The 18,026-nt window shown below is 78.5% G+C and carries 6 protein-coding genes; 4 read left to right on the top strand and 2 right to left on the bottom strand.

What is annotated here, in order from left to right; translation table 11 throughout:
* Position 1: 1 nt before the first annotated feature.
* Complete coding sequence (locus ITJ40_RS01150) at positions 2–748, bottom strand: 4'-phosphopantetheinyl transferase (RefSeq protein ID WP_370531959.1); 747 nt, start codon at positions 746–748, stop codon at positions 2–4.
* The gene (locus ITJ40_RS01145) at positions 741–2,486 is read right to left on the bottom strand and encodes a (2,3-dihydroxybenzoyl)adenylate synthase (RefSeq protein WP_194665245.1); all 1,746 of its coding nucleotides are present in this window, start codon (positions 2,484–2,486) and stop codon (positions 741–743) included. The genes ITJ40_RS01150 and ITJ40_RS01145 overlap by 8 nt, the downstream gene beginning before the upstream one ends.
* Positions 2,487–2,586: 100 nt before the next feature.
* Between ITJ40_RS01145 and ITJ40_RS01140 the strand changes: the two genes are divergently transcribed.
* From ITJ40_RS01140 to ITJ40_RS01125, 4 genes are read left to right on the top strand one after another with little or no spacing between them, the layout of a single operon-like run.
* Entirely contained in the window at positions 2,587–9,372 is a 6,786-nt protein-coding gene (locus ITJ40_RS01140; protein WP_194665243.1) for a non-ribosomal peptide synthetase, read from the top strand.
* Positions 9,369–14,933: a non-ribosomal peptide synthetase gene (locus tag ITJ40_RS17330; RefSeq protein WP_194665241.1), complete on the top strand. Its 5,565-nt coding sequence runs from the start codon at positions 9,369–9,371 to the stop codon at positions 14,931–14,933. Before ITJ40_RS01140 ends, ITJ40_RS17330 begins: the two co-directional genes overlap by 4 nt.
* Positions 14,930–16,075, top strand: a complete 1,146-nt coding sequence (locus ITJ40_RS01130) for a saccharopine dehydrogenase NADP-binding domain-containing protein (protein ID WP_194665239.1) — start codon at positions 14,930–14,932, stop codon at positions 16,073–16,075. The genes ITJ40_RS17330 and ITJ40_RS01130 overlap by 4 nt, the downstream gene beginning before the upstream one ends.
* Positions 16,072–17,994, top strand: a complete 1,923-nt coding sequence (locus ITJ40_RS01125; protein ID WP_194665237.1) for a Gfo/Idh/MocA family oxidoreductase — start codon at positions 16,072–16,074, stop codon at positions 17,992–17,994. Before ITJ40_RS01130 ends, ITJ40_RS01125 begins: the two co-directional genes overlap by 4 nt.
* The last annotated feature ends 32 nt before the right edge of the window (positions 17,995–18,026 follow it).

Here is an 18,026-nt window from a genome sequence, read left to right as displayed (position 1 = left end):
TTCAGGCGAGGCGGGGGACGGCGGACGGGACGCCGGCGGACGGGATGGGGGCGGACGGGACGCGGGCGGACGGGACGCGGGGGACGGCGAGCCACGCGCACGTGAGGACGAGGCCCTCCGTGACGCGCCAGCTGCCGCGGTAGGCGGGGAACGGGACGGGGCCGGGCGCGCGCCGCCGCGCGGTGAACGCGCCGCCGGGGTGGAGCGTGACGTGGAGGTCCGCGAAGCCGAGCCACTCGCGGTAGCGGGCGTAGTGCGCCTTGCCCACCGACTCCTTGGCGCTGAAGAGCACGCAGTCCGCGTGCACGTCGGCGCCGAGCGGCGGATGCGGATCGAGCTCGCCCGCGAGCCCCACGATGTCGCGGGCCTCGCCGGGCAGCGGCGCGTGCGGCTCGGCGTCGATCCCGATGGTGCGCAGCGCGTCCACGCCCGCGACGACGGCGGCTCGGTAGCCCGCGCAGTGCGTGAGGCTGCCGATGACGCCGCGGGGCCAGACGGGGTCGCCGCCGCGGCCCTTCGGGATCGCGACGAGGGGGGATCCGGGGGCGGCGACGACGGCCTCCCCGGCGAGGGCGCGGAGCGCGGCGAGCGCGGTGCGCGCGCAGGCCCGGGTCGCCGCGAACTCGCGCCGGCGCGCGGGCACCGCGCGGGCGACGGCGCCCGCCTCGGCCGGGTGCATGGCGTGCTCGCGGGCGGGACCGCGCTCCTCCGCCAGGACGGCGCCCGCGGGGAGGATCGCGTCAAGCACGGGGGTCCCCGGCGGCGGCGGAGTCCGCGGGCGCGTCCGCCTGCGCCGCCAGCAGCGCGGCGACCCGGGCCTTGTCGATCTTGCCCACCGCGGTGAGCGGCAGCTCGGGCAGCGCGACCACACGGTCCGGGTGCTTGTACGCCGCCACCCCGAGCGCGCGGAGGTGCGCGACGACCTGGCGGCGATCCGGGGCGGGCCCCGCGCAGGCGACGACCGCGACCGCGCGCTCCCCCAGATCGGGATCCGGCACCGGCACGACCGCCGCCGCGCGCACGGACGGCAGGGCCAGCAGGTAGCGCTCGACCTCCGCGGCCGCGTACTTCTCGCCGCCGCGGTTGACCTGGTCCTTCGCGCGTCCCGTGACGACGAGGTGCCCCGACGGCAGCCGACGCACGACGTCGCCCGTGCGGTAGAAGCCGTCCGCGGTGAAGGCCGTCGCGTCCGCGTCGGGGGCCGCGTGGTAGGCGCGGAGCGTGCACGGCCCGCGGGTCTCGAGCTCGCCCTCGGCGCCGTCGGCCGCGAGGGATCCGTCGGCGGCCCGCAGGCGGACCAGGTCGTCGGGGCTGGTCGGGCGGCCCTGGGTGCCCCAGCGCAGCTCGGGCGGATCGTCGAGGGCGGTCGTGCAGACGAGCCCCTCGGCCATCCCGTAGACCTGCTGGAGCGTGGCGCCGAGCGCGGGCTCGAGGGCGCGCGCCGTGACGTCGTCGAGCCGGGCGCCGCCCACCTGGACGACGCGGAGGCTCGAGATGTCGGCGGTCGTGTGCGCGGCCTCGTCGATCCACGCGCGCGCCAGCGTGGGGGTGAGGGCCACGTGGGTCACGCGCTCGCGGGCGACCAGCACGAAGGCCGTCGCGGGATCCGGGTCGGGCGCGATGACGACGGTGCCGCCCGCGTCGAGCACGCCGAGCACGCCGGGGCACGCGAGGGTGAAGTTGAAGGCCACGGGCAGCACGGCGAGCAGCACCGACTCGGGTCCGACGCCCGCGGCGCGCGCCGCCGCCCACGCGTTGTAGGAGTACTCCGCGTGGTGGCGCGGGATGAGCTTCGGCAGGCCCGTGGTGCCGCCCGAGTGCAGGAGGAGCGCGAGGCGGGGCGCGCCGTCGGGCGCGACCGGGTCGAGCGCCGGGTCGGGTGCGGCGGCGGGATGCTCGGCCCGGCCCCGGTCGCGGACCTCGTCCCACGTGAGCCCGCCGTCGCCGCGTCGGGCGCCGTCGCCGCGTCGGGCGCCGTGCACGATCACGAGGTCGAGCCCGGGGCAGGCCGCGCGCACCCCGGCCGCGAGCTCGAGGCCGTCGTCGCGGCCCACGCGCTCCGCGACGACCATGCCGCGCGCGCCGCTGCCGGCCGCGAGGTGCGCGAGCTCCATGAGGCGGTGGCCCGGCATGGCGTGCACGGGCACGGCGCCGGCGCGCACGAGCGCGCACCACGCGATGACGAAGGCGGCGCCGTCGGCGAGCTGCAGCAGGATCCGGTCGCCGGGCCGGACGCCCGCCCGGCGGAGGCCGCGCGCGGCGAGGTCGACCTCGGCGTCGAGCCCGGCGTGGGTCCAGCGCCCGCCGTTCCCGACGAGGGCCGTGCGGTCGGGCACGCGGGCGGCGCTCCGGCGCAGGATGCCGTCGAGCCGGGCGTCCGGCTCCCGCCCGGGCGCCCGGGCGGCGCGGGGGAACGCGCCGGCCCAGTCCGCGGATCCTCCCGCGACCCCGTGATCGGGGCGCTCCCCGCCCTCGCGCTCGTGCATCTGTCGGCGTCCTCCTCATGCCGTGGACGGATCTCGTCACGGCGCGTCAGCGAGCCATATGATAACCATTCTCAACAATACGAGTCCCAGGAGCGTGCACATGACCGAGCGGATCCCCTCCGTCCCTCCCGTCGCGCTGCTCCGCGACCAGGTGGCGCGGGCCCTGCGCCTCGACCCCGCCGAGGTGGGCATCGACGACGACCTCGTGGACCTCGGGCTCGAGTCCACCGCGCTCATCCGCCTCGCCGGACGCTGGCGACGCGACGGCCTCGCGGCCGACTTCTCCCGGCTCGCGGCCGACCCCACCATCCGCGCGTGGACGCGCGTGCTGGGCGACGGCGCCGAGGACGACGCCGTCGCGGACGACGGCGCGGCCCCCGCGGATCCCGCCGGGCACACCGCGGCACCCGCCCTCGATCCCGCGTCGCCCTCGCCGCTCACCCCGCTGCAGCACGCGTACTGGCTCGGCCGCCAGCCCGGCCAGCCGTCCGGATCGGTCGCCGCGCACTTCTTCGTCGAGCTCGACGGGCCGGAGCGGGATCCCGAGCGGCTGCGCACGGCCCTCGCCGCCCTGGTCGCCCGGCACGCGTCGCTCCGGATGCGCTTCCGGGACGACGGCACGCAGCAGCCGCTGCCCGCCGACGAGGAGCCGCCCGCCGCGCGGCTGCGGGTCCACGACCTCCGCGCGGGGGATGCCGACGCCGTGGACGCGCGCCTCGCGCGGATGCGCGACGAGGGCACGCACCGCCGCATGGCCGTCGAGCGCGGCGAGGTCCTCCGCGTCGACCTCACGCTCCTGCCCGGCGGCCGCAGCCGCCTGCACGTCGACCTCGACATGCTCGCGGGCGACGCCATCAGCCTCCGCGTGCTCCTCGCCGACCTCCGCGACCTCGTGGAGGAGCCCGGGCGGCCCCTGCCCGCCATCCGCCGCGACGTGCGCGTGGAGCTGGCCGCCCGGGCCGCGCGCGCCGCGGCGTCCCGCACCTCGGCCGACGCACGCTGGTGGCTCGAGCGCGTGCCCGACCTCCCGGCGGGCCCCGCGCTCCCCCTCCGCGCCGACGCCGAGCAGGCCGGCGCGTCGCCGCGCTCGCGCCGGCTGCACCACCGCGTGGGCGCGGAGGAGCTCCGCCTGCTCGAAGCCGCCTCCCGCGCCCGCGGGCTGACGGTCGCCGCGGTGCTCGCGACGGCCTTCGCGGAGGTCGTGGCCGCCTGGTCGGCCGACGGCCGCTTCCTGCTCAACCTGCCCGTGCTCGACCGCGGCGACGAGGACGGGCTGGAGCTGCTCGTGGGCGAGTTCAGCACCTCGATCCTGCTCGACGTCGACCTGCGGGAGGAGCGCTCGTTCCGGGAGGACGCGCGGCGGATCCAGCAGGGCGTGCGCGAGGCCGTCGCCCATGCGGGCTACGGCGGCGTGGACGTGCTCCGCGACCTCGCGCGCCGCGACGGCGGGAGCCCGGTGCTGGCGCCGGTCGTCTACACGAGCGCCATCGGCCTGGGCGAGCTGTACGACGCGTCCATCCGCCGCGCGCTCGGGGAGCCGGTCTGGATCATCTCGCAGGGCCCGCAGGTGTGGCTCGACGCGCAGGTCACCGAGCTCGAGGGCGGGCTGCTGCTCAACTGGGACGTGCGGGTCGACATCCTCGAGGCCGCCGCGATGGAGGCCGCGTTCGCGGCGTACCGGCAGCTCGTCGACGGCCTCGTGCACGAGCGGCCCGGCGCGTGGGACCTGCCGGCGCTCGCGGTCCCCGCCCCGGAGGACGTGCGGGCGCGTCGGGCGCGCGAGCGGCCCGCGGGCGACGCGGGCGACGACCTCCTGCACGCGGCGTTCCTCGCCCGGGCGGCGGCGGATCCGGATCGGCCGGCGGTCATCGGATCCGACGGCCGCGTGGTCGCGTACGGCGAGCTGGCCGACCGCGCTCGGCGGGTCGCCGGGCTGCTGCGGGACCGGGATGTGGGCCGCGGCGCGACCGTGGCGATCACGGCGCCGGCCGGGCCGGACCGCGTGGCCGCCGTGTTGGGCGTGCTGCTCGCCGGCGCCTGCTACGCGCCCGTCGGGCCGGACCAGCCGCCCGCGCGCCGGGCGCTGGTCCTCGAGCGGGGGATCGACGCCGTCCTCGCGGACGACGGGCTGGTCGCGGGGATCGCGGCCGGCCTCGGCCCGGACGGGCCGCCCGTGGTCGCGCTGGGCGACGCCCGGCACGCCGAGCCCCGCGCGGATCCCGTCGCGGTGTCGCCCGACGCCCCCGCCTACCTGCTGTTCACGTCGGGATCCACGGGCCGGCCGAAGGGCGTCGAGGTCGCCCATCGCGCCGCCGTCGCCACCCTCCGATCGCTCGCCCGCGTCGCGCCCGTCGGCCCGGACGACCGCGCCATCGCGCTCTCCGCGCTCGACTTCGACCTCTCCGTCTACGACCTGTTCGCGGTGCTCTCGGTGGGCGGCGCGGTCGTCGTGCCCGCCGAGCACGAGCGCCGCGATGCCGACCGCTGGCGGGAGCTCGTGCGCGCGCACGGCGTCACGGTGTGGAACACCGTGCCCGCGCTCCTCGACATGCTGCTCGCCGCGACCGCCGACGGGCCGCTGCCCCTGCGGCTCGTGCTGCTCGGCGGCGACGTCGTCGGGCCGGACCTGCCGGGCCGCCTGGCCGCCTGCGCGCCCACCGCGCGGCTGCTCGCGCTCGGCGGGATGACCGAGGCCACCATCCACTCCACCGTGCACGAGGCGGGCGCCTGCGATCCCGCGGGCGCGTCGACGACCGCGCGCGGCCTCCCCTGGGGCGAGCCGCTGCCCGGCGTGCGCCTCCGCGTCGTCGACGAGCGGGGCCGCGACCGCCCCGACGGCGTGCCCGGCGAGCTGCTCGTGGGCGGGCACGCGCTGGCCCGGGGCTACCGCGGCGATCCCGAGCTCACCGCCGCCCGCTTCCCGGTGCTCGACGGCGAGCGCTGGTACCGCTCGGGCGACCGCGGGCGGTACCGACGCGACGGCGCCGGGCGGCCCGTGCTCGAGTTCCTCGGGCGCGCGGACCACCAGCTGAAGATCCGGGGGCACCGCGTGGAACCCGGCGAGGTCGAGGCCGCGCTGGCCTCGTCCCCGGGCGTGCGGAGCGCCGTCGTCGTCGCCGTCGCGGGCGCGCTCGCCGCGATGGTGGTGCCCGAGCCCGGCCGCGTCGTCGCGCCCGACGCCGTCGCGGCCCACGCGCGCGCCCTGCTGCCGCCCTCCATGGACTGCGCGCGCGTGGTCGTGCGCGCCGAGCTGCCGCTCACGCCCAACGGCAAGGTCGACCGGGCCCGGATCCGCGCGGAGCTCGCCGAGCGACCCGCCCCCGCGCCGCGCCCGGACGACGACGCCCCGCTGTCGCCCGAGGAGCGGCTCGTCGAGCGCGTCTGGAGCGAGCTGCTCGGCGTCCCGTGCGGGCGAGGGCGCTCCTTCTTCGCCGCGGGCGGCGACTCCCTCCAGGCGACCCGGAGCATCGCCGCCCTGCGGGCCCGGGGCGCCGCCGACGCGAGCGTGGCCGCGCTCTTCCGGCACCCGGTGCTGGCCGACTTCGCGGCGACCCTGCACCTCTCCGCGCCGGAGCCGGCGGACGCCCGCGCCCGGATCGTGCCCGACCCCGCGCACCGCCACGACCCGTTCCCGCTCACCGACGTGCAGCGCGCGTACGCGGTCGGCCGCGATCCGCGCATCCCGCTCGGCGGCGTGGGCACCTACCACCACACCGAGTTCGACGGCCGGGGCCAGGACCTCGACCTGCTCGCCGCCGCGTTCGACGAGCTCGTGCGCCGGCACCCGACGCTGCGCACGGTGATCCACCCCGACGGCACCCAGCGCGTGCTCGAGGAGGTGCCGCCCGTGCGCGTCGACGTGCGCGACGTGCCGGCGGACGCGGATCAGGACGCGGTGGACGCCGCCCTCGCGGGGTTCCGGGAACGCACGTCGCACCGCTGCCATGACCTCGCCGTGTGGCCGCTGTTCGACGTCGACGCGCTGCGCTACCCCGACGGCCGGGGTGGCCTGCGCACGCGCATCGCGATCGGCATCGACTACGCCGTGGTCGACGCGCTGTCGATCATGATCCTCTACACCGAGCTCGACCTGCTCATGCGCGGGCAGCCGCTCCCGCCCGCGCCCGCCGAGCTCACCTTCCGCGACTGCGTGCTCCAGACGCGGCCGGACCCGGAGCGGCGGCGCGTCGACGAGGAGCACTGGCGCGCGCGGCTCGCCGGGATGCCCGACGCCCCGCGGCTGCCGCTCGCGGACGCGGATCCGGCGCCGCGCTTCACGCGCCGCGCGCACCGCTTCGACGCCGCGTGGTGGACCGCGTTCCGCGACCGCTGCCGGGCGGCCGGGCTCACCCCCACGAGCATGCTCGCGACCGCGTACGGCCACGTGCTCTCCCGCTGGACCGGGCAGCGCGACCTCACCATGACGCTGACGCTCTTCGACCGGCGCGACGTGCATCCCGAGATGCCGCGGCTCGTCGGCGACTTCACCGCCCTGACCCTGCTGGACCACCGCGCCGCGGACTCCGCCGTGGAGGCGGCCCGCGGGCTGCAGGAGCGCCTCGCCGCCGACCTCGACCACCGCGAGGCGCCCGCGTCGTGGATCCTCCGGGAGCGGGCCCGCCTCCAGGGCACGGCCGTGGCGCCGGTGCCCGTCGTGTTCACGAGCGCGATCGGCGTCGGCGACGGGGTCTCGGCCGACGTCTCGGGGTCGTTCGGCGAGCGGATCCACGGCGTGTCCCAGTCCCCCCAGGTGCTCATCGACGTCCAGGTGCTGGAGGACCACGGCGGGCTGCGGGTCGACGTGGACGCCCGCGACGACGCGTTCCCGCCCGGCCTCGTCGACGCGCTCGTCGCCGCGTACGTGACCACGCTCGAGCACCTCGCCACGGCCGACTGGGATGCGCCGCTCCCCGTGGATCCCCCGGCCGACCAGGCGCGCGCCCGCGCCGCGACCCCCGCGGCCGCCGCGACCCCGCGACCCGGCCGGCTCCTGCACGACGGCGTGCACGCGGCCGCGCGGCGGACCCCCGACGCGCCCGCGCTCATCACGGGCACGGGAGCGGCGGCGCGCGTCGTGACGCACGGGCAGCTCGCCGACCGCGCCATGCGGATCGCCGGCGCGCTCCGGCGGCGCGGCATCGGCCCGGGCGACCTCGTCGGCGTCACGCTCCCGCGCGGCGCGGACCAGGCGGCGGCCGTCCTCGGCATCCTCTCCGCGGGCGCCGCGTACGCGCCCGTCGGGATCGCGCAGCCTCCCGCGCGGCGGCGGGCCATCCACCGGGCGGGCGGGATCCGCCTGGTCATCGCCGACGACCCGGCCGCGGCGGGCGGCGACGAGCCGGACGCGCCCGCCCTCCTCCGCCCGGCCGACGCGGCCGCGGAGGAGCCGCTCGCCGAGCCCGTGCGCCCTCCCCTGTCCGCGCTCGCCTACGTCATCCACACCTCGGGGTCCACGGGCGAGCCCAAGGGGGTGGAGATCACGCACGACGCGGCGTGGTCCACCATCGACGCGGTGGGCCGGATGCTCGAGGTCGGCGCCCACGACCGGATCCTCGCGCTCTCCGCCCTCGACTTCGACCTCTCCGTGTTCGACGTGCTCGGCGTCCTCGGCGCCGGCGGCGCGCTCGTGCTCCCGGAGGAGGGCGAGGAGCGCGACGCCCCGCGATGGCTCGACCTCGTGCACGAGCACGGGGTCACGCTGTGGGACACCGTGCCGATGCTGCTCGACATGCTCCTCGTCGCGGCCGACGACCGGCCCGGGATGCTCGGCACGCTGCGCGCGGCGCTCGTCTCCGGCGACCGCGTGGGCACCGACCTGCACGGGCCCCTGATCCGGGCGGCCGGGCCCGACACGCGCCTCGTCGCCCTGGGCGGCGCGACCGAGGCGGCCATCTGGTCGAACGCGTGGGAGGTCGACGGCCCCCTGGAGGGCTGGGCGTCCGCGCCCTACGGCCGGCCGCTGCCCGACCAGGCGTTCCGGGTGCTCGACGCGTCCGGCCGGGACTGCCCCGACTGGGTGCCCGGCGAGCTCGTCATCGGCGGCCGCGGCCTCGCCCGCGGCTACCGCGGCGACCCGGCGCGCACGGCGGCCGCGTTCGTCGAGCTCGACGGCGGCCGCTGGTACCGCACAGGCGACACCGGCAGGTACCGGCCGGGCGGGATCCTCGAGTTCCTCGGCCGCGCCGACCGGCAGGTGAAGCTCGGTGGGCACCGGATGGAGCTCGGCGAGATCGAGGCCGCCCACGCGGCCGCTCCCGGGGTGCGGCGCGCGATCGCGGTCGTGGTCGACGGGCCGGGCGGTCGACGCCGCGTGCACGCGGCCGTCGAGCCGGACGACGGGCACGACGGGGCCGCCGTGCTGTCCGCGGCGACCGCGACGGCCGCCGACCGGCTGCCCGCGTACGCGGTGCCGCACCGCATCCACCTCGTCGACACGTGGCCGCTGACCGCGAACGGCAAGGTCGACGTGCCGGCGCTCGCCCGCGCGCTCGCGGAGGCCGGCGCGGATCCGACGCTGCCCGACCCCGACGCCGCGACCGCCGCCGCCGCCGCGCGCCCCGCCGCGACCGCCACCGAGATCGCCCTCGCCGAGCTGTGGGCCGGGATCCTCGGCGCCCCGCCCGCCCCCGGCGTCGGCTTCTTCGCGGCGGGCGGCGACAGCCTCGCCATGCTCCGGCTCGTGACCGCGGCCCAGCGCCGGTTCGGCGTCGACGCGGGCGTCCGCCGCTTCCTCGAGGAGCCGACCGTGCGGGCGTACGCGGCCTGCATCGACCGCCTCCTCGCCGCGCCCGCCCCCTCCAGCCCCGCGTCCGCGACCCCCGCGGACGCACCCGCCCGACCGCCGGCCACCGCCGGCGCCGACCTCTTCGAAAGCGGAGACCTGTGAACGCTGAACAGCTCATCGACGACCTCACCTCCCGCGGCGTCCGGCTCTGGGCGGAGGACGGGCGGATCCGGTTCCGCGGGCCGCGCGGCGTGATCGACGACGACCGGCGCGAGCTCATCCGCCTGCATCGCGACGACGTGCTCGCGCTCCTCGAGCGGCGGGACGCGACGGGCCCGGGCGCCCCGGATCCGGCCGCCGCCGACCCGGCCGCCGCGCACGCGCCGTTCCCGCTCACCCCCGTGCAGACCGCCTACCTCCTCGGCCGCACCGACGCCTACCCCTACGGCGGCGTCGCCTGCAGCGCGGACCTCGACCTGTCGTGGCCGGCGTCCACCGACCCCGCGCGCATCGTCGACGCGTGGATCCGCCTGGTCGCGCACCACGGCATGCTGCGCGCCGAGGTCCACCCCGACGGCTCGCAGCGCGTCCTCGCCGACCCGGGGCCCGTCCGGGTGCCGGTCGACGACCTCCGCGGCCTCGGCCCGGCCTCGATCGGGCACCGGCTCGACGCGGTGCGCGCGGACCTCGCGCAGGGCACGGGCCGCGACCCGGGCTGGCCGCGCGTGCGCGCCGTCGTCACCCGCGCCGACGACGCGGTCCGCCTGCACCTGGCGGTCGACCTGCTCGTGCTCGACCACGCGAGCCTCCAGCTCGTGCTCGACCAGCTGCGCGCGCTCGTGGCCGACCCGGCCACCGGCCTGCCCGACGCGGCCGACGGACCCGGCTTCCGCGACTGCGTGCTGGCCCGGCGCGCGCTCACGGCGTCGGCCGCGTACGAGCGGGACCGCTCCTACTGGTGGCGGCGCCTCGATGAGCTGCCGCCCGCGCCGGAGCTGCCGCTCGCGGACCACGACCCGATGGCCGCCCCCGCGCGGTTCCGCCGACTGTCCGCCGTGCTGGATCCCGCGGCCGCCCAGCGCCTCGACCGGGCCGCCGCCGACGCCGGCGTGACCCCGACGAGCGCCCTGCTCGCCGCGTACGCCGAGACCGCGGGCCGGTGGAGCCGCAGCCCGCGCTTCCTCCTCAACGTGCCGGTCTCGGATCGCGGCGGCCTGCCCGCGGGCGCGGACCACGTGGTCGGCGACTTCACCTCCGTGGAGCTGCTCGAGGTCGACCTCACCGCGGACGTGCCCGCCGTCGAGCGGATGCGGGCGCTCTCCGCCCGCCTGCTCGAGGACCTCGCCCACCCGCTGTGCGGCGGCACCGAGCTGCTCGCCGAGCTCACCCGGCGGCGCGGCGGCGACGCGCTGGACGTGGCGCTCGCCCCCGTGGTCTTCACGAGCGCCCTCGCCGGGGACGCCGCGAGCGCGCCGACGGGCGACGGCGGGCGGATCACCGCGGCCGTCACGCGCACGCCGCAGGTCTGGATCGACTGCCAGGCCCTGCGCGTGCCCGACGGCCTCCAGCTCAGCTGGGACGTCCGGGAGGGCGTGCTCGCCGACGGCGTCGCCGACGCCGCGTTCGACGCCTTCCTCAGTGCGGTGCGCGCCCTCGCCGACGACCCGGCCGCGTGGCACCGCCCGTGCGCCGTCGACCTGCCCGCCGACCAGCGCGCGCGGCGGATCCGGGTGGGCGACACCGGGGATCCGGTCGCCCCCGCGCTCGTGCACGAGCCGCTCCTCGCGGCAGCGGACGCGACGCCCGACGCGCCCGCCGTCATCGCCCCCGACCGCACGCTCACCCACGACGAGCTCGTGCGGCGCGCGGCCTCCGTCGCCGCGCGCCTCCGCTCCACCGGGCACCGCCCGGGCGACCGCGTCGCGATCGTCGCCGAGCGTGGCTGGGAGCAGGTCGTCGCGGTCGTCGGCGTGCTCCTCGCGGGCGGCGCCTACGTGCCGGTGGACGTGGCCCAGCCGCGGATCCGCCGCGACACCGTGCTGGCCGACGCCGGCATCCGGCAGGTGCTCACGCAGGAGGCCCTCGTCGGCGCGCCCGCGGACTGGCCGACCGGCGTCGAGCGGATCGCGGTCGACGCGCTCGAGCCCGCCACCAGCCGGCCGGCCCCTGATGCCGGGCGCGACGGCGTGGATCCGGCCGACCCCGCCTACGTCATCTACACGTCCGGGTCCACGGGCACCCCCAAGGGCGCGATCCTCTCCCACCACGCCGCGCACAACACGCTCGTGGACATCCGCGAGCGCTTCGGCGTCGGCCCCGACGACCGCGTGCTCGCGCTCGCCGGCCTCGGCTTCGACCTGTCGGTCTTCGACGTGCTCGGCGTGCTCGGGGCGGGCGGCGCGATGGTGCTGCCCGACCCGCGCCGACGCGACGACCCCTCGCACTGGGCCGCGCTCATCGCCCGCCACCGCGTCACGCTCTGGAACTCCGTGCCCGCGCAGGCGCGCATGCTGCAGGACTACCGCGACGCGGTCGCCGCGACGGGCGGCCCGACGGGCGACGACGGCCCGAGCACGCTGCGGCTCGCGCTCCTCTCGGGCGACTGGATCCCCGTGACCCTGCCCGACGCCATGCGCGCCGGCCACCCCGAGCTCACCGTCGTGAGCCTGGGCGGCGCGACCGAGGCCGCCATCTGGTCGGTGCACCACGTGGTCGGCGAGGTCGACCGGCTGCGGCCGAGCATCCCGTACGGCACGCCCCTGCGGGGCCAGCGCCTGGCGGTCGTCGACCACCTCGGGCGCGACCGGCCGGAGGGCGTGCCCGGCGAGATCCTCATCCGCGGCGCGGGCGTGGCGCTCGGGTACCTCGGCGACGCGGAGCGCACGCGCGAGCGCTTCCCGGTGGATCCCGCCACGGGCGACCGCGAGTACCGCACGGGCGACATCGGCCGGTACCTGCCCGACGGGAGCATCGAGCTGCTCGGGCGCGAGGACGCGCAGGTCAAGATCCGCGGCTACCGCATCGAGCTGGCCGAGATCCAGGCCGCGGTGCTCGCCCACCCGGGCGTCGCCGACTGCGCGGTGCAGGTGGCCGAGGGGACCGCGGGCCGGCACCTCGTCGGGATCGTGCAGCCCGAGCGGATCGCGCCCGCCGCGACGCCGGAGGACGGCGCCCCCGGCGACGCCGCCCGCGCCGCGCTCGCGGTCGCCGCGGCGGACGTGGACACGGACGCCCTCGGCGCGTTCCTCGCCGGCTTCGACGAGCACGCGCTCCGCGTGATCGAGCGGACCCTCGCCGCCGCGGGGGCGCTCGTCGACGACGCCGTGCCCGTCACCGCGGACGAGGTCGCCGGGCTCCTCCGCGCGAGCGACGCGCACCGCGTGGTCGTGCGCCGGTGGCTCCGCGCGCTCGAGCGGCGCGGGCGCATCGCGCGCGACGCCGACGGGCGCTACCGGGGCGCGCTCCCCGCCGATCCGGAGCGGGTCGCCCGCGCCTGGGCCCGGGTGGAGGAGGCCGAGCGGGAGATCCGCTGGAGCGCCGAGCTGCTGCGCCACGTGCAGGCGTCGAGCCTCGCGCTCGCGGACCTCGTGAGCGGCGACCTCGACATCGCGGAGCTGCTCTACCCGGGCGCCCCGAGCGACGCGATCGGCGCGGCCTACCGCGACAACCTCGGCGTGCGCCTGCTCACCGCGGCGCTCACGGCGGCGGTCGTCGCGCTCGCCGACCGGCACGACAGCCGCGGGCACGGCGCGGACGAGCCCCTGCGCATCCTCGAGGTGCGCGGCGGCGTGGGCGGCGCGGCCGACCAGCTGATCCCCGCGCTCGCGGGCCGATCCGTCGAGTACGTGTTCACCGACCCCTCGATGTTCCACGTCGGCGAGGCGCGCGAGCGCCACCCCGACCGGCCGGGCGTGCGCTTCCAGGCCTTCGACCCGGCCGCCGACCCGCTGCCGCAGGGGCAGCGCCCGAACTCCTACGACGTCGTGATCTGCTCCAACGGCCTGCACGGCGTGCCCGACGTGCCCGCCGCCCTCCGCCGCCTGCGCGGGCTCCTCGCCCCGCACGGCCACCTGGCCGTGATCGAGAGCACGCGCGAGGACAACCCGCCGCTGATGATCGCCACCGACTTCATGGAGGTGCGCGCGGGCGGACCCGCGGACGCGCGGCTCGCCGGCGACGCCCTGCTCTTCGAGGCCGCCGAGTGGCGGGCGATGCTCGACGACCTCGGCGGGCAGGGGATCCAGCAGGTGCCGGCCGACGCGGATCCGCTCTCCGGCCTCGGCCAGCACCTCCTGCTCGCGCGGGTGAAGACCGACCGCGCGCCGCTGCGGGACGCCTCCCTCCGCCGCCACACCGCCGAGCGCCTGCCGGAGTACATGGTGCCGCGCCGCTGGCAGGTGCTCGACGCGCTGCCGGTGACCGCGAACGGCAAGGTCGACCGGGCCGCGCTCGCCCGGCTCGCGGAGGACCGGGCGCCCGCTGCGACGGTCGCCGCCGGATCCGACGCGCCCCGCGACGACGTCGAGCGCCGCCTCCAGGAGCTGTGGGCGGAGCTGCTGGGCCGCCCCGGGATCGGCCGCGACGACGACTTCTTCGCGCTCGGCGGCGACTCGCTCCTCGTGGCGCGCCTCGTCGGCCGGATGCGGGAGCAGCTCCCCGAGGTCGTCGACCTCGAGTGGGACGTCGTGCTGCGCCACATGCTGCGCCGGCCCACGATCGCCGGGCTCGCCGGCTACGTGCGCCAGGCCGGGCAGGGCGCCGCGGGCGAGCGGGAGGCCCCCGCGACGCCGGCCGTGAGCCTGCTCTCGGGATCCGGCCGGGGACCGGCGACCGTGCTCGTGCACGCCGGGATCGGCACGATCATGCCGTACCGCGCGCTCATGACCGAGATCCGCCGCCGGTCCCGCGGCACCGGCTCGCTGTACGGCGTGGAGGTCCCCGACCTCGACGCCTTCCTCGACGCCGACCCGCACGGGCTCATCGACCGGATCGCCGCGGAGTACGCCCGCGAGCTCCTCGCCACGGGCATCCGCACCTTCCACGTCGTCGGCTACTGCCTCGGCGGCCTGGTCGCCACCGAGGTGGCGCGCGCGCTGACCGAGGCGGGCGCCGACGTGGCGTCGTTCACCGCGATCAGCAGCCACAGCCCCGCGTTCCGGCTCGACGACGAGATGGTGTCCGAGTACTCCTTCGCGATGATGATCGGCATCGACCCCGTCGACCTCGGCTTCCCCGCCGACCCGTGGCGCATCGCCGCGGCGGGCGCGCGCATCCTCGAGAGGACCCCCGGGGTCATGCCCGTGGACGGCTACGCGTCGCTCGACGGCGAGTTCGCCGACATCGGCCGGGCCTTCCTCGACCTGTCGCGCATCCCGCGCCGGGCCCGCATCGCGCGCATGTGCGAGGTCGTGCCGCCCGCGTCCGGCAGCTACACGCCGGAGCAGATGACGCGCTTCTTCCGCACCTTCCGGCAGAGCGTGTTCGCGATCACGCGCTACCGGCCGGATCCGTACGCGGGCGACATCACGTTCCTCCGGCACAGCGGCGCGTACCCGTTCCCGGGCAGCAGGGAGGCGGTCACCGACTACTGGGAGGAGCTCGCGCTCGGCGAGCTCGACATCGTCGACATCCCGGGCGACCACTACGACTGCCTGTCGGTCGAGCACGCGCCGCGCGTGCTGTCGATCCTCACGCGCGTCACCGGCGGGGCGGTCATCGCGTGATCGCGGTCATCGGCGCGTCCGGCGCCGTCGGGCGGCCCGCCGTGCTCGCCCTCCGCGCCGCGTCCGCCGAGCCGCTGCGGCTCGGCGGGCGCCGCGAGGCGCCGCTCCGCGAGCTGGCCGAGGAGGCGGGCGGGCAGGTCGAGACCGTGACCGTCGACCTCCTGGACGACGACGCCCTCGCCCGCTTCTGCCGCGGCGCCGACGTGGTGGTGCACTGCGCCGCGCCGGCCTTCGCGTTCGGCGACCGGATCGCGGCCGCGGCAATCGAGGCCGGCGCCGACTACGTCGACGTCTGCGGCGAGGAGCCCGTGCGCGCGGGCCTCGTCGCGCGCGGCCTCGCCGACGCCGCCGTCCGCGACGGCCGCCGCGCGGTCGTGTCGACGGGCGTCGTCCCCGGCCTGTCGGGCCTCCTGCCGCGGCTCGCCGCCCAGGGGCTGCGCGGTCCGCTGCGCCTGCGCGGCTGGGTGGGCGGCGTCGAGGCGTGCTCGCCCGGGGTCGCGCTCGACGTGCCGCTGTCGCTCGCGGCCGGCGGCCCCGGATCCACCGCGTACGGCACGCCGCTCGCCGCGTGGTCCGGTGGTCGGCGCGTCGAGCGCGCGCTCCGCGCGGAGGAGGACGCGACCGCGCCGTTCTTCGCGGGACGCGTGGCCCTGCAGCCGTACCTGTCGGCCGAGACCGAGCGGATCGCCCGCGGGCACGGCTTCGCGGAGGCCGCGTGGTGGAACGTGCACCCGGGCCCCGCCGTGCGGGACGCCCTCAACCGCCTGCCCGCGCTGCTCGCGGGCGAGGACGGCGCGACGGCCGCCGCCGACGCGCTCATCCGCGCGGGCGACCTCGACCTCGTCGGCACCCGGCCGTTCCACGTGCTGGCCGTCTCCGTGAGCGGCACCGCGGCAGACGGCGCGCCCGTCGAGCGCGCGGTCGTGCTGCACAGCGACGACAGCTACGTGCTCGCGGGCCAGCTCGCGGCCATCACCGTGCGGGAGATCCGCGCGGGCGCCGTGGCACCCGGGGTCGGCTTCGCGCACGACGTGCTGGATCCGCGGCGCGTCCTCGACCTCGTCGCCGCGTCGGGCGCGAGCACCGTCACCCGCATCGACGACGCCGGCGACGCGGGCGAGATGGTGGAGGAGGACCTGTGACCGGGGACGCCGCAGACCGGGAGCTGCGCGTCGTCGTCTGCGGCACCGGCTTCGGCCGCATCCACCTGCGGGCCGTCGGGGCCGTGCCCGGGCTCCGGCTCGTCGGGATCCTCGCCCGCGGCGGCGACGCGTCCCGCGCCCTCGCGACCGAGCACGGCGTCCCGCTCGTCACCGACGTCGCCGAGCTGCCCGCCGACGTCGACGTGGCCTCGGTCGCCGTCGGCTCCGCCGTGCAGGGCGGGCCCGGATCCGACCTCGTGCTGGCGCTGCTCGCCCGGGGGATCCACGTCCTCCAGGAGCACCCGGCCCACCCCGACGAGATCACCTCGGCCGCCCGCGCGGCCCGGAGGGCCGGCGTCCGCTACCGCCTCTCGACGCACTACCGGCACGTGCGCGCGACCCGCGGCTTCCTCGCGTCGGCCGAGCGGCTGCGGGCCAGGAGCCCGCTCGTGCACGTGGACGCCGCGGGTCCCGTCCACCTGCTGCAGCCGCTCGTCGACGTCCTCGGCCTGGCGGTCGGCGGGCTGCGGCCGTGGGCGTTCGCGGATCCCGTGCCCCGCCCGCGCGAGCTGACCGCGCTGGAGGCCCGGCCGTCCCCGCTCACGGCGATCGAGGGCGTGGTCGGCGGCGTGCCCCTCTCCCTGCGCGTGCACGACGAGCTGCACCCCGCGGACCGCGACAACCACGCGCTGCTCTGGCCGCGGATCGCGCTCGCGTCGGAGGCGGGCGTGCTCACGCTCGCCGACGTGCACGGGCCCGTGACCTGGAGCCCGGCCCTGTTCACCCGGCGCGACGCGGCCGGCCGGCTCGACCTCGACGGGGATCCCGCGCGGCGCGCCCTGCCGCGGCTCTCCTCCTGGCCGGACGCGCCCGCCCCGACCGCGGGCGAGCTGTTCGACGACGTGTGGCCGGATGCGGTGGCGCACGCGCTCGGGCTGCTCGTGGCGGAGATCCGCGCGGGCGACGGCGACGCCCTCCGCGCGGCGCAGGCGGACATCACGATGGCACGCGCGTGGGTCGACCTCACCCGGCGGCTCGGCCCGCCGCGGAGCATCCGGCCGGGCGAGCCGCCGCGCGTGACGGCCGCGGCGATCCTGCCCGCGGCGGAGCCGGCGCCCGCGACCACGGGCCCGGGCTCCGGCGGTCCGCCCGCGTCCCCCGATCCGGCGGCGGTCGACCCCTACGGACCCGCGGCCGAGCTCTTCGACCTCGCCGCCGCCGCGCACGCCGAGCTCACGGCCGCCGCCGTCTGCCGCCTGCTCGACGGCCGCGACCTGTCCGCGGCGCCCGTGCTGGACATCGGGGCGGGCACGGGCGTCGTCGCGCGGGCCGTCGCGCGTGCGCATCCCGAGGCGCGCGTGGTCGCCGCCGAGCCGTCCGAGCCGCTGCGGGCGGTTCTCACCGCGCGGATCCTCGACGCCCCCGGCCTCCAGGAGCGCGTGACGGTGACCGCCGGATCCGCGCCCGACCTCGAGCTGCCCGACCGCCTCTCCGCGGTGCTCCTCTGCGGGGTGCTCGGCCACCTCGACGCGGGCCAGCGCGCCCGGCTCTGGCCGCGCATCGCCGAGCGGCTGATCCCGGGCGGGATCGTCGTCGTCGAGACGATGGGGCTCGAGCCCGGGACGCGCGTGCCCGAGTCGCGGCTGGCCCGGACGCGCGTGGGCGACGACGAGGTCGAGTGGTGGTTCCGCGCGGATCCGGCGCCCGACGGCCTCCTCGCCCTCCGCACCCGGTGGCGCACGCGCGAGCCCGACGGCCGCGCGCGCGAGGTGCACGACGCCTACTCCTGGGATCCGGTGGGCCTCGAGGAGCTCGCGCGGGAGGCCGGCATGGACCTCGTGCGCCTGCCCGCCGCCGCGGGCGCGTCGCTGCCGCTCGGCGCGCTCGTGCCGCGGGAGGCGGACCCGCCCGCCGCGTGACGCGCCTCCCTCCACACCGCGACGCCCGCTTA

The sequence above is a fragment of the Clavibacter sp. VKM Ac-2872 genome (assembly GCF_015351105.1).
Lineage (GTDB): Bacteria > Actinomycetota > Actinomycetes > Actinomycetales > Microbacteriaceae > Clavibacter.
Note: the sequence above shows the minus strand (reverse complement) of the source record. Positions and strands in the feature narration are given on the sequence as shown.